The organism is Enterobacter sp. KB-280D8 (genome assembly GCF_041399405.1).
Taxonomy (GTDB): Bacteria; Pseudomonadota; Gammaproteobacteria; order Enterobacterales; family Enterobacteriaceae; genus Enterobacter; species Enterobacter cloacae_N.
Window position 1 is genome coordinate 1 of the sequence record NZ_JBGKEC010000044.1, and the last position, 278, is coordinate 278.

1 protein-coding gene is annotated in these 278 nt (G+C 53.6%); it reads right to left on the minus strand.

The genetic code is table 11. The annotated features are described in order from the left end of the window. On the minus strand, window positions 1-278 hold a 278-nt coding region (locus AB8818_RS22940; RefSeq protein WP_371200042.1), incomplete at both ends, for a hypothetical protein.

Here is a 278-nt window from a genome sequence, read left to right on the forward strand (position 1 = left end):
CCGTTAAACTGGCTGGAGTCGAATTCGATGTAGAGCAGCGCTGTGTTTGGATAACGTAACTTGGCGTCAATCACCTCAGTGAAGCTCTGCAGGGTCATCGTATCGCCGATCTTCGCGCTGTTGGCATCGGCGGTAATTTTACGCAGTCGAATTGTCCAGGTGCTGCCAGCCTGCGGTAAATCAATTCGATGGCTGCGCTCATATCCTGATGTCGTTTTCCCGGTCACGCTGGTATTGAGTACCGTCTGCCATGTTCCGCCGTCCGTCTGCAGGTCGAT